The sequence below is a fragment of the Paenibacillus sp. Paensp111 genome, from assembly GCF_059492195.1.
Genome location: NZ_CP168527.1, coordinates 1,422,603 through 1,435,167 on the forward strand (window position 1 = coordinate 1,422,603; position 12,565 = coordinate 1,435,167).

Annotated in this window: 13 protein-coding genes; 7 read left to right on the forward strand and 6 right to left on the reverse strand. The window is 48.7% G+C overall.

Annotated elements, in window-relative coordinates; all coding sequences use genetic code 11:
• Window position 1: 1 nt before the first annotated feature.
• Complete coding sequence (gene moaA / locus ACEN86_RS06600; RefSeq protein WP_495633522.1) at window positions 2–1,006, forward strand: GTP 3',8-cyclase MoaA; 1,005 nt, start codon at window positions 2–4, stop codon at window positions 1,004–1,006.
• 178 nt (window positions 1,007–1,184) lie between these two features.
• On the opposite strand, the gene ACEN86_RS06605 is transcribed toward moaA, so the two are convergent.
• Together ACEN86_RS06605 and ACEN86_RS06610 are read right to left on the reverse strand one after the other, a co-directional pair.
• Window positions 1,185–1,376: a hypothetical protein gene (locus ACEN86_RS06605; protein ID WP_495633523.1), complete on the reverse strand. Its 192-nt coding sequence runs from the start codon at window positions 1,374–1,376 to the stop codon at window positions 1,185–1,187.
• 123 nt (window positions 1,377–1,499) lie between these two features.
• Window positions 1,500–1,733: an LSm family protein gene (locus tag ACEN86_RS06610; protein WP_495634232.1), complete on the reverse strand. Its 234-nt coding sequence runs from the start codon at window positions 1,731–1,733 to the stop codon at window positions 1,500–1,502.
• A 157-nt stretch (window positions 1,734–1,890) separates the two neighbouring features.
• Here ACEN86_RS06610 and ACEN86_RS06615 point away from each other — a divergent pair, with 157 nt between their 5' ends.
• The 6 genes from ACEN86_RS06615 (at window position 1,891) to sigK (ending at window position 8,188) form a co-directional block, all read left to right on the forward strand.
• Window positions 1,891–2,238: a YojF family protein gene (locus ACEN86_RS06615; RefSeq protein ID WP_495633524.1), complete on the forward strand. Its 348-nt coding sequence runs from the start codon at window positions 1,891–1,893 to the stop codon at window positions 2,236–2,238.
• A 20-nt stretch (window positions 2,239–2,258) separates the two neighbouring features.
• On the forward strand, window positions 2,259–2,918 hold the full coding sequence (gene bshB2 / locus ACEN86_RS06620; protein WP_495634233.1) for a bacillithiol biosynthesis deacetylase BshB2: 660 nt from the start codon (window positions 2,259–2,261) through the stop codon (window positions 2,916–2,918).
• A 176-nt stretch (window positions 2,919–3,094) separates the two neighbouring features.
• Window positions 3,095–5,182 carry a bifunctional diguanylate cyclase/phosphodiesterase gene (locus tag ACEN86_RS06625; protein ID WP_495633525.1) on the forward strand — a complete coding sequence of 696 codons (2,088 nt, stop codon included), beginning with the start codon at window positions 3,095–3,097 and terminating at the stop codon, window positions 5,180–5,182.
• A gap of 264 nt (window positions 5,183–5,446) precedes the next feature.
• Window positions 5,447–6,385, forward strand: coding sequence for an alpha/beta hydrolase (locus tag ACEN86_RS06630; RefSeq protein WP_495633526.1), 939 nt, complete (start codon window positions 5,447–5,449; stop codon window positions 6,383–6,385).
• An 84-nt stretch (window positions 6,386–6,469) separates the two neighbouring features.
• Window positions 6,470–7,165: a DUF554 domain-containing protein gene (locus ACEN86_RS06635; RefSeq protein WP_495633527.1), complete on the forward strand. Its 696-nt coding sequence runs from the start codon at window positions 6,470–6,472 to the stop codon at window positions 7,163–7,165.
• A 321-nt stretch (window positions 7,166–7,486) separates the two neighbouring features.
• A complete protein-coding gene (sigK, locus tag ACEN86_RS06640; protein ID WP_127200399.1) occupies window positions 7,487–8,188 on the forward strand; it encodes an RNA polymerase sporulation sigma factor SigK in 702 nt (233 codons plus the stop codon).
• 109 nt (window positions 8,189–8,297) lie between these two features.
• Here sigK and ACEN86_RS06645 read toward each other — a convergent pair whose 3' ends face one another.
• The 4 genes from ACEN86_RS06645 to ACEN86_RS06660 all read right to left on the reverse strand — a co-directional run bounded on the left by ACEN86_RS06645 (window position 8,298) and on the right by ACEN86_RS06660 (window position 12,507).
• Window positions 8,298–9,026 carry an MBL fold metallo-hydrolase gene (locus tag ACEN86_RS06645; protein ID WP_495633528.1) on the reverse strand — a complete coding sequence of 243 codons (729 nt, stop codon included), beginning with the start codon at window positions 9,024–9,026 and terminating at the stop codon, window positions 8,298–8,300.
• A gap of 315 nt (window positions 9,027–9,341) precedes the next feature.
• Complete coding sequence (locus tag ACEN86_RS06650) at window positions 9,342–9,806, reverse strand: ABC transporter permease (RefSeq protein ID WP_495633529.1); 465 nt, start codon at window positions 9,804–9,806, stop codon at window positions 9,342–9,344.
• A gap of 161 nt (window positions 9,807–9,967) precedes the next feature.
• Window positions 9,968–11,695: an ABC transporter permease gene (locus ACEN86_RS06655; RefSeq protein ID WP_495633530.1), complete on the reverse strand. Its 1,728-nt coding sequence runs from the start codon at window positions 11,693–11,695 to the stop codon at window positions 9,968–9,970.
• Between the two features lie 53 nt (window positions 11,696–11,748).
• Complete coding sequence (locus ACEN86_RS06660; protein ID WP_495633531.1) at window positions 11,749–12,507, reverse strand: ABC transporter ATP-binding protein; 759 nt, start codon at window positions 12,505–12,507, stop codon at window positions 11,749–11,751.
• Window positions 12,508–12,565 lie beyond the last annotated feature (58 nt).

Consider the following 12,565-nt stretch of genomic DNA (forward strand, 5'->3'; position numbering starts at 1 on the left):
TATGACCGTCTACGATAAGTTAAGTCGCAATCTGAGGGACCTGCGTATTTCGGTCACGGATCGCTGTAATTTCCGCTGCCGTTATTGTATGCCGGAGGAAATCTTCGATAAGGATTATGCATTTCTTGCAGCAGAGCGAGTTATGACAGCCGAGGAGATCGTGCGGTTGGCACGCATATTTGTCTCTCTGGGTGTCCGGAAGCTCCGGATTACCGGAGGAGAGCCGCTGCTTCGTAAAGATCTTCCGGCGATTATAGCCAGGTTGGCCGAAATCCCGGGCGCCGAGGACTTGTCGCTGACCACGAACGGCAGCCTTCTGGCTTCTCGTTCCAAGTCGCTTAAGGATGCGGGCCTGCAGAGAGTGACGGTAAGTCTGGATGCCCTGGATGACCCTACTTTTATGTTCATGAACGGTGGAAGGTCTAAGGTAGAACCGGTGCTCGCGGGAGTTGAAGCGGCCAAGCAGGCCGGGCTTCTGGTGAAAGTGAACATGGTCGTGCAAAAGGGTGTGAATGATCATGCGGTCATCCCGATGGTGGACTATTTCAGAGGCCAGGGGATCATCCTGCGCATGGTCGAATATATGGACGTTGGTAACACTAACGGCTGGAACCGGGAACAGGTTGTAAGCAAGCAGGAACTGCTGAAGATGATTGGTGAGAAGTGGCCCATTGTACCGCTGAATCCCAATTACACAGGCGAAGTCGCGACCAGGTACCAATTTAAGGACGGGATGGGTGAGGTCGGATTCATCTCGTCCGTCACCGAGGCATTTTGTTCCTCGTGTACGCGTGCCCGGCTATCTGCCGAGGGGAAGCTGTACACCTGTCTTTTTGCATCCAAGGGACATGATCTGCTTGAGCAGCTAAGAGCCGGGAAGACAGATGAAGAGATGACAGAGGGGATCCGGCTGATCTGGGAAGGGCGGCACGATAAGTATTCTTTGGACCGGGGAACTCATCAAGGGGACGGGCCCCGGGTGGAGATGTCCCATATTGGCGGATAATCTCAAGGAGAAGGCTAAGGACAAGCCTAACTGATTATAGATACGGATACGGGTAAAAGGTAAAAGCCGTGGTTTCGCCAATATCTGGCTGACCACGGCTTTGATAATTTTAGTGTTGATCAAGATGCACCTGCTTCAGCAGAAGGTTACCCTTCACTGCGTTCGCAGCATACTGCGCTTACTTGTCCTGAGCGTCCTCGTGGGAGCCTGCGGAGGATGGGCGTGTTCCATCCGGTCTCTCATTCGCCAGCGCGTCCGGCAGATCCACGCTGTCCGGGTAAGAATCCTTCACGAACATGCCGGATTCCTTGTCAATATCGCGCTGGGTTACCAAGTCATCTTCTTCATGGGTTTCATTGTGTTCATTCATTCCTTTGACCTCCCTTACTGATGCATTCTCTATATATATCCCCGTTTGGGCGATTAACCAATCACGAAGAAGAGAAAGCCGCATTGGAGCTTTCTCTTCTCTCTTTCTATAGGTCATTGAATGCTAGATCAGGGCAATAGCCAGAAGTGTGAACAGGCTCAGTGTTAGAATTTCATTGGCATACCCATAGTTATAGGGTGAAAAAGCAGATGTACGGATCGGGCCGCCGCCTTCAGGCCGAAGATAGACATTTTCGGGGTCGACATCGACAATGGTTCCGCGGTAATGCTGTCCGTCCACTGTAAGTATACGGACTTTCTTATTCATACAATGCAGACAATTATAATAGGCTTCCATCATAGTCACTCTCCTTTCGTATAGTTGTATAGTATGAGCAGAGGAGTTTCATGGAACGGCATAGGTACCCATATCCGGTGATCAGGCGCTCGTTTTTTCAAATCGTAAGGAGTATGCTATATTTGTACAAATAAAACTATAAAAAAGGAGCAGACCGATGCAGGTTATCGATATAGAACAAGTTCAGAACAGAATCGATTCATTTAAGGACCAAGATATCTATGTTCATTTGGAGTTAACAACGGGAGCTTATGCATCCCATCACGACAGCTCGAAGCATCCGGCTGCCAATTTCATAACCAACGCAGTTATTCGTTATTCCAATGGCTCCATTGTCGGCAGTAACGGCATTTACCGGGCAGGACTCAAGATGGAGCACGGCTGGTTATACGCGGAAGGTCTTACAACCTGGGATGAGAGTGATCCGGACAGGCTTATTCTTGCCGGGCATGATGGTCAGGGCAAGCTCGTTGTCGCCTTGCAGCTGAGCAGGGAGCCATTTTAATGGGGGAGGAGATGAATATGATGCATCAGCGGATACTAGTCGTGCTTCCTCATCCCGATGATGAGGCGTTCGGATTGTCAGGTACACTGGCCAAATATATTCAGCAGGGAGCCCAGGTGACCTACGCCTGCCTGACCTTGGGTGAAAGAGGACGGAATATGGGCATACCGCCTTTTGCTAACCGGGTTACTCTTCCTGATGTGCGTAGAAGTGAGCTTCTGGAGTCATGCAAGGCGATTGGAATTCAAGACCTAAGAATGCTTGGCTTCCATGATAAGACGATTGAATTTGAGGACAAAGAGCTGCTGGATGGCCGGATTATGGAGATCTTGCAGGAGATTCGTCCGACGCTTGTATTTACCTTCTACCCGGGGTATAGTGTGCATCCTGACCATGATGCTACCGGAGCCGCCATGGTACGGGTCATGGAAAGCCTGCCTGCCAAGGAACGTCCGCCTCTGCTCTGCTTGGCATTCTCCAAGAACTGCTATAGTGTTCTGGGTCAGCCGGATGTCAGTGTGGATGTAACCGACTTTCTGGAGCACAAAATGAAATCCATTCAAGCTCACCGTTCCCAGTTCCAGGCAGCCGAGCTGCTTGGAAACAGAACGCTGAAGGACAAGGAAATCCTGGATCGGTTCGGAACAGAACGATTCTGGACTTACCCCATGAACAAATAAGGTGCTGTGAAGGATTCGATTCGGATGAAGATCTCCAAGCTTTTGGCTTGGGGATCTTTTTTGCCGCCGAGGCCCCTACCAGACATGAAGACCTGATGAAGTCCTAAATTGCGGGGGTTTGGTGACCGATAATATACAGTAGATATATATTAATTTTGGATTTCGGAGATGATTGGATGCATCACAACATACTTCAGGGTCAGTACAACTATTACATGGTGCTTCTATCTTTTATGATTGCTGTAATCTCCTCCTATTCAGCCCTGACTTTGGCAGCCAAAATTAATCATGCCAAAGGCCGTGCCCAGCTTGGCTGGCTGCTTGCAGGTTCCTGTGTGATGGGCTGCGGTGTGTGGGCCATGCATTTTATCGGTATGCTGGCTTTTAATCTGGACATTCAAGTCACTTATAACGCAGGCATCACGCTTCTCTCCCTTCTCTTCATGATCCTGGCCTCCTACATTGCCTTCCGGATTACTCTGCCGGCAAAGGTTTGCTTCAGACAGCTTGCCATAGGCGGTTTCTTCATGGGCGGCGGGATCGTGGCGATGCATTATACGGGTATGGCCGCCATGCAGATGCACGGGACCATTACCTATGATCCTCTATACTGGACTTTGTCTGCCGTTATTGCCCTTACCGCATCCTATGCCTCGCTGTACTTGTTCCTGAAATTCAGAAACCGCTCGTCGGCAAGCATAGCGAAATGGATTTCTGCGGTTATTATGGGCCTGGCGATCTGCGGAATGCATTATACAGGCATGAAGGCTATGATCTTCTCTTCCAGTCATAACGAGAGGGGCATAGTTCCGAATTCAGACGCCGATATGCAGATCAGATTGATTCTGCTCGTCTGTGTATCGGCTGCAGTCCTGGTTATCCTCATGATCTCCTCGCTGGCCGTCTACTTTGATCGGCGTATTATGAAAGGGATGGCCTATACGGACGAATTAACCGGATTACCGAACCGGTACCGGATGAATCAATTTTTTGATGCGTACGATTTCCAAGGCTCGGATGATCAAATGGCGCTGCTGTTCATTGACCTGGACCGGTTCAAGAATGTGAACGATACGCTGGGTCATGACTTCGGAGATATGCTGGTGAGAGCTGTAGGCGACCGTCTGCGGAAGACCCTGAATCGGAGTGAAATTTACCGGCTTGGCGGAGATGAATTCCTGTGTGCGCTAAGCGGTGCAGGGAGAGCGAAAGCCGAACAATGGGCTAAAACTCTGCTGGAAGAAATTCAGAAACCTTTTGTACTGGACGGATATGAGCTGTATATAACGAGCAGTATCGGGATAAGTCTCTCCCCTCTTCATGGGCAGGACCGGCATGCGCTGCTGAAGGCGGCAGATACCGCGATGTACAAAGCTAAGGCAGAAGGCAAGAACCGCTACAGGGTATTTGATGAATCCCTCGATCAGGGAATGATCCGCCGGCTTGGTCTTGAGAATGATCTGCGCAGGGCGGTGCACAATCAGGAATTCTTCGTGTTGTATCAGCCTAAATGGGATGCTTCCTCCGGTAAAGCTGCGGGCATGGAAGCCTTGATCCGGTGGCGTCATCCAGAGCTAGGAATAATCTCTCCTGCCGAATTCATTCCCATTGCCGAGGAGACGGGCCTCATTATTCCGATGACGCGCTGGATTATGTGGGAGGCCTGCCGCCAGAACCAGCAGTGGCAGGACGAAGGATATGAACCGCAGTGCATCTCGGTGAATCTGTCAGTACGGGTATTTGAGAGTCAGAATCTGCTGGATATGATCCAGTGTGCGCTGACTAAGACCGGACTTGATGCCCGGTATCTTGAAGTAGAGATCACCGAGTCGATTCTCGCCTCGGATATTCAGGGGATAATCGGTCAGCTGCTGAAGATCAGGGAGCTTGGGATCAAAATTGCCATGGATGATTTCGGCTCCGGATACTCTTCGCTTGGATCACTGGATCAGCTGCCGATTGATACCCTCAAGATTGATCAGCTGTTCGTCAGAGAATACGAATCGGGTTCCAAGAAGGCGATTATTCAGGCCATCATTACGCTTGGGAAGCAGCTTAATCTGGAGCTTATAGCCGAAGGAGTCGAGACGATTGAGCAATCTGAATTCCTGAATGGTCTTGGCTGCAGCATCATGCAGGGTTATTACTATGGAAGACCCATGAATGAGGATCAGATTCGGGAATGGCTGAGTCAAACTTCGGATACTTACACAAGTACAGGTCACAGTGAATTAAGCGCAGCTGGAAATTATCATTCAGAGTAATGACCGATTAAGCGGCTCCAGAGAGGAGCCCAAGCCGCAAGAGCCAGTGGAAGCACTGGCTCTTTTTTGCGTATAGATGCCGAATCGTTAGACCTGCTCTATCGCATCAGGCGAGGAGTCAGCTTTCCCCTTACATGCCAGGACCTGATCCCAGCTAGGAGTCTTAAGCTTATCTTAACTTTGCTAATTTTAATCATGACTTGATTCTGCCTCCTTATACTTAAAGGGAATTTCCAAATTAGGATTGTTAAGGAGCGATTCCCTTTGTTGCGAACAAGATCCCTACTCCGAGTGTTGAAATGGTTCTTCCTAGGTTTACTCATTTTGACGGCCGCAGGCGTGACTTATGAACAAATTGCTGAAAATATGACCAGCCGTAAATACCCGGCACCAGGAGAGCGAGTGGATATCGGCGGTTACAAGCTTCACATGATTACGGAAGGTAAGTCAGCCGGTCTGCCGACTGTGGTATTGGAATCGGGACTTGGTGTCCCGAACCCGGGTGAGGATTGGAGTAAGGTGCAGCCCGAGCTGGCCAAATTGACAAAGGTAATCAGCTACGACCGAGCGGGTTATGGATGGAGTGATCAGGCCGATACTGAGCGGACTGCGTCAGCATCAGCACAGGATCTTCATAAGCTCCTGCAAGCCTCGGGCAATTCAGGTCCGTATGTGCTGGTTGGCCATTCCTACGGGGGATTTATCGTGCAAATGTTCGCTTCACTATATCCTGAGGAGACCGCCGGCTTGGTCTTGGTCGACAGTTCTCAGGTAGGTCAGCAGCTAAGCTTCCAGAACTGGCAACTGTTCCTGATGCAAGCCTCCAGAATAACTGGGGTGAATCGTCTCTTAGGAGAATTGGGGCTTGTTCCTCTGCCGGATCAAGACTCGAAGTTCAAGGATTTGTTCTATCAGATGGCTTATAACAGTAATCATATCAGCGAGCTTCGCAATATGATGACCAAGTCCAAGGACCAAGTCCAGGCTGCTGAGTCTCGGGGCTTTCACAGCTTGCCTTTTGCGGTGCTGGCCGTTCCGAACGAGCATGCGAATTGGCTGGGTATGCAGAAGAAAATGTCGGCGTTATCCTCGCACAGTTCTTTTCAAATTGTTCAGAATTCAACTCATTTTGTTCAGAAAGATCAGCCTGCACTTCTTATTATCACGGTGGCCAGATTACTTAGGGAGATAGGCACCAAATAATGCTTTTGACTTAACTCTATTTGTTCCTATAATTGAAAAGGCAGCAAAGTGTTATGACAGAAGATTAGATAGGGGAAATGGAGAATGGTTCTGACAGGTGCGTTAGTTAACGGAATTGCGGTGGTAGGAGGAAGCCTGCTTGGAAGGCTTTTGCACCGAATACCCGAGCGTATCAAAGATAGCGTGATGAAGGTGATGGGGCTTGCGGTGTCCGTGCTGGGGATCCAGATGGGGCTGAAGAGCGCAAGCTTTCTTATTGTTATTATAAGTCTTGTACTAGGGGCCATATTTGGCGAGCTACTGGCTCTGGATGATCGATTGAACAGCCTTGGAGGCTGGCTGGAGAGAAGAATGGGCGGTGCGGAGGAGGGCAGCATTTCCCTTGGTTTTGTCACAGCTACGCTGATCTTCGTCGTGGGGGCCATGGGGATTCTTGGAGCACTGGACAGCGGCATCAGAGGTAATCATGATGTGCTGTTCACCAAAGCAATTATGGACGGAGTGATGGCCTGTATTCTGACTACGACACTCGGGATCGGGGTGATATTCTCAGCTGTGCCCATTCTGCTATACGAGGGTCTAATTGCGCTGGGGGCAACCCAGATCCACCGCTTCGTCTCGGACGAGCTGATGAACCGCTTAATTACTGAGCTGACCTCCACAGGGGGTATCATGATCCTGGCGATCGGGCTGAATCTGCTCGGACTGTCCAAGATAAAGGTAGCGAATCTGCTGCCGGCCATTGTTGTGGTAGCGGTACTTGCTGCGATATTCAAATAGCCGGGTGGAGGCTGCTTAACACAGGCGGTAAGACTTCTAGGGCAGAACGCATATAGGCAGTAGGCCGGCTCATATAGACCGCAGGAGTCTTAGATCGAGCCACAACTTTACCCATTGTTATTCCCCAGGGATACAGTGGGTTGTTTTTGTATATTGGTAACAAAGAGTGGGGGACGGATGCTTAGCTGATCACTCGGTAAATTAGTCGGGATGACATGCTTCTTCCTAAAAATACGCCGTACAGGCACGACTGGGCGGCCGCCCACATACAATGAAGTGACCGCACAGAGGTTGCACGCATTTATGCAGGAGGTGGCAGCATTGCCCGGATTGTTTACCGCAATTGCATTGTTCATCAAACAGTTGACCCTTCTCGTGTCCTATGTCAAAAATAATGCGTTTCCCCAGCCATTAACCGAGGAAGAGGAAGCCAAGCATCTCCAGCGCATGGCGGAAGGCGATCCTGTCAGCCGCAATATTCTGATTGAGCATAACTTGAGATTAGTCGCCCACATCGTCAAGAAATTCGATAACACCGGCGAGGATCTGGAGGACCTGATCTCCATCGGTACGATTGGCCTGATCAAAGCCATCGAAAGCTTCCGGCTGGGCAAAGGCACCAAGCTGGCTACTTTCGCGGCTCGTTGTATAGAGAATGAGATCCTGATGCATTTGCGTTCACTCAAGAAGACGAAGAAGGATGTCTCCTTGCATGATCCCATTGGAACGGATAAGGAAGGCAATGAGATTACCTTGATCGATATCCTCGGTTCCGAGAACGACGATGTCGTTGAGCGGGTGCAGCTCAAGATGGAGAAGAGCAAGATCTATCAGAATCTGGATATCCTCGATGAACGTGAGCAGGAAGTGATACGGGGACGATTTGGTCTGGATCAGGGCGGAGAAGAGCGGACGCAGCGGGAGATAGCGAAAGAGCTGGGGATCAGCCGGAGCTATGTATCCCGGATAGAGAAGCGGGCGCTGATGAAGCTGTATCATGAATTTTACAAAGCGAAGCGGTGAGAGAAACCCGGGATGGAGATCCCGGGTTTTTTTGAATAAAGTCAACATTAAATGCAAACGGGCACTGGGCGGTGAACTTTATGACCGATTGAGTTGGGAATAGTAATCGTTACCCGTTTTTCCTTTCAAATTCGAGATTATTCTTAGCCTCTTCAATGGCACGATCCATTTCTGCACAGGGTTGCTTTAGCATTTCTCCGTGTCCTACTGCCAATAATGAAGGATGGTGTCCACGGAGCTTGACGGCACTTTCCAGTGCAGTTTGTTTATTCCATGTGGCCCTTGCAGGGAAGGGGAACAACGGTCGAAGCTGCCCGCTAACTGCAATACCCCCTTCAGTCTGAAAAGCGTCACCGGCAATTAAGGATTTGCTGCGGATATCAAGAAATGCCATCGAGCCAGGTGTATGGCCAGGTGCGGCCAAGGCGAGTAACGATCCTATCTTATCCCCCTCCCGAAGGTGAAAGTCAGCTCGCGTCTTCAACTCTTTTGGTATGATACCGCGGATCGGGGTATCGGCTTCGCCCGGATCAAGTGTGTAGTCACCGGCCAACAAGCGGGCTTCCCTACTGGAAATATAGACTGGGACTTGAGGGATCGCCTGCTTCAGCTCATCGAGTGATCCTACATGATCATGATGGAGATGGGTAAGAACGATGCGTGTGATTGGCTTGCCAATCGTGCCAGCTGATTGAAGAATTTCATACGAGCTGCCAGGCATTGCAGCATCAACAAGTGTTAATCCGTCTTGTTCCTCTACCAGATAGCAATTGACCGATAAAGACTTGCTATTATAAAACGTTAATTGGTAGATCATATTTTCGTGAATAATACGCATGTTAATTTACATCCTTCCTCAAAGGAGAATTAGCCACCATGTAATCTTTTTAGAATGCCAACAATGTCCAGATGACTAGCAGCATAGATTAATCCCCAAATAACGATTGCGGTTATCATTATAATTACAGTGATTATAATTTTTTTCCCCATTCCCTTCCCCCCGTAAAAATAATCGAAGCTATCTTAATGATTCCGGATACCAAATGGATCAAGAAGATGCATGGTTAGTCCTAAAACCGCTACGACAATGATCACAATCGCAGTAATTTTCATTATTTTCCTCATCATGGTACTTCCTTTCTAATTTGAATTTTCAGACATGAGCCAGCGTTTCACGTATGGTCAGTCGTGATGCCTGCCAAGCTGGATATGCACTAGCGGCAATGGATCCAAGAACGATGATGGTCAGCCATATGACTACGGCCATGGGCGACAAGACCAAAGATAGTGGAGTCTTGAACGATAGATTGCCGATGAGTCTACCAACATATAAGGAAACGGGAAGTGAAAGTATAATAGCGAAAGCCCAGCTCATGAGACCGATGATAATTCCTTCACTTATAACGTTGCGAATAACCGTCCCCGATCTACCGCCAATGGTGCGCATGATCCCGAATTCGCGGGTGCGCTCGGCCACATTGGTACCCATCGTCGACATGAGACCAAGGCCTCCCACAATGGCCATCAGCACAGCCATTATAATTAATGCGAAAATGAGAATATAAACATGACCATTTAGAGCTGAGTCCAACCTCGTCTCAGAGATATCAACTTTCATGCTTATATTTTCTTTCTCAAGTGCACGTTCAATTTCTTTGGTAACGGTACTTATGGTGGTAGTATCGTGTGATTTCGTAACAACGCGGAAGGCATTGGTTTGGCCTGATTTACCGAGTATTTTGGCAAATTCATCTGGAGATATGTAGGCTGAAGCCGGTGTTATATTTCTCGTACGATGCCAACTACCCGTAAAATGACTGGCCTTCCGTTAACAGTCAACTTGAGGGGATCTCCTACCTTCAAATTTGGAAATAACGCATGCGCTGTATGGTTTAGTACGACACCGTCGCTATCCCCCTGCTGAAGCCAGCGCCCGCTTTGTAGAGTTAAATGGACTGGTTCCGTATCCGCAGGGACTGAACGTATATTAAAGCTGCCATGTCCCCCGTCCGGATAAGTTTTTACAATATTCAGACCATCTGGACGATCCGCTGCAGCGGGTAATATGTTCCAAGTCTCTACTTTTTGTACACCAGAGACGCTGGAAACGGTCTGTAGCACTTTTTCTTCGGCTTCCGGATGATTCAGACGAATTTCGAGATCGTAATTTCGGTCGGAAGCTGCTTCGGCAAGATTTTGTTCCCATGCTGCCTTTAAGTTTAGGCTGGTCATGAACATTCCACCGGCGGCTGCCAATAAGGCAAGCGTAAGCAGCACGCGCCCTCGGCGCCGGAACGTATTTCGAAGAGCCAGTAAAAGGGTGCGGTCCACCCCGTGTATTTTCCCGAGCCATGTGTCCAGTCTGCGTGTACCGAACGACTTACTCTTGACGCCAAAATCATGAATTGCTTCTTGAACGGTTGTTCTTGTGGCCTTGGAAATCGGGATAAGCGCTATAAATAAAGGTACAAGGATTCCAGCTAATACCTGCACAATGAAAACCCAACCAGGGATAACTTCGCTGTATATCGTAAAATTCAAAAGCTCAGCAACTACTCTTGCAAAGAAACGACCTGTAAGAATACCTAGCGGTAAGCCAATAACAATGGCTGTAATCCCGATCATTACAATCAAAGTAAGATATAGACTGGCTATCTGCCATGATCGCGCACCAATCGCTTTCATGACGCCGATTTGGCGCACCTGTTGAGCCAATAAGCCGCCGATCATCGTTGCCGTAAGAATCGCGCTAAGAGCAAGGGCTAATAAACTAAAGATAAGCATCATGACCAATATTGAATTCATCTGATTTTGATGCGGATGTTTGCCTGGAGGCGGAATACGTATTTCTTCGACCGTATTCCCCGTTCGGTTCAACCATCCTGCTAGATCGCGGACTGTACTTTCGATGGATGTCATATTGAGCGATGGATCTTTTACAGTGATTTTCAGGATATGCAAAGTACTGCTTTCACCTAACATAACCAACGTAGATGGGGTGATATATCCATATACGGTCTGCTCCTGTCCCGCAGGTGCTAAGCCCGGATCGTGAACAAGTCCAGATATGCTAACTTCACGCTTGGGACCGTTGGGGGTCTGAACTCTTAGTTGTTCGCCTACTTTTGCATTTACTAGCGGCAGCGCTTCTCGTTCCAATAACAAGGAACCATCCGGCGGTGGCCATGCGCCAGATTCAGGCTGGAACGTATTGATTTTCATCGCATTGAAGTCTTTCACAACGAACAGTAATAGGGGCAGCCACTCATTTGGCTTCACCTCGATCCTCGCAGTAACTGTGGAACCAGCTTCGGCAGCTTTGATTCCGGGACGAAGTCTTACGGCATCGACCAAGGAATCACTGACCTGCTTCATTTCAATAAGTGCGGAGGCAGGATTCGTTCCAAGATAATTACGGCTGATTTCACGAGTAAGAATGCTATATGCACTTAGAATGGTCCCAACGCCGAATATACCGATGGCGATGGCGAATACCATCATCGTCATCCGGCCCTTCGCTGTTCGAAGATCACGCAATAATTTCATCCAACGTGGGCTTATCATTTTTGACTCACCCCTGATGTTGTTGGTGTTTCTGAAACAATAGCTCCATCGGCCAGAATGATCGTTCGCGTGAAATATCGGGTTAAGTCACGTTCATGCGTCACCATGACAACTGTTTTTCCTTCTAAAGCTAAATCTGCGAATAATTGCATGACTTCATCCGAGGTTTGGGAGTCAAGATTGCCGGTAGGCTCGTCGGCTACAAGAATGGGGGGATCATTGGCAAGGGCGCGTGCGATAGCTGCACGTTGTTGTTGGCCTCCTGACAGATCAGAAGGAAGTTTATCAGCCTGTTCAGCGATTCCAAATTTGTTCAGTAACGAAATCGCTCTTTCTCGACGTTCACTCGCCTTATAGGTTTGGCAGAAGTCCATGGGCAGCATCACATTTTCCACAACAGTGAGGGTAGGAAGTAACTGGAAAAATTGAAAGATAACACCCGCGTTGATTCCACGCCAAATTGCTAGCTGCTCCTGACTCAGGGCGTGTATAGCCGTAGAAGCTACATGTACTTCTCCAGAAGAGGGGGCATCGATACCGGTAATCAAATTGATCAAAGTTGATTTTCCACTACCTGATTTGCCGACAACGGCAACAAATTCACCTTTCCTGACTTCCAGGCTAACGTTCCTTAGCGCAATAAAGGAACCGGAAGGCGTATCATACTTTTTAGAGACCCTGTTTAGTGAAATAATCAGGTCGCTTTGCGATGACTTTTTGTTAAAAAGCTCTCTTGCTGTTTTATGCTGGTTCATAAGCCCAACCCCCTTGTACAGTATGTTTATAATTGAACACATTGTTCGTTTTCGATTA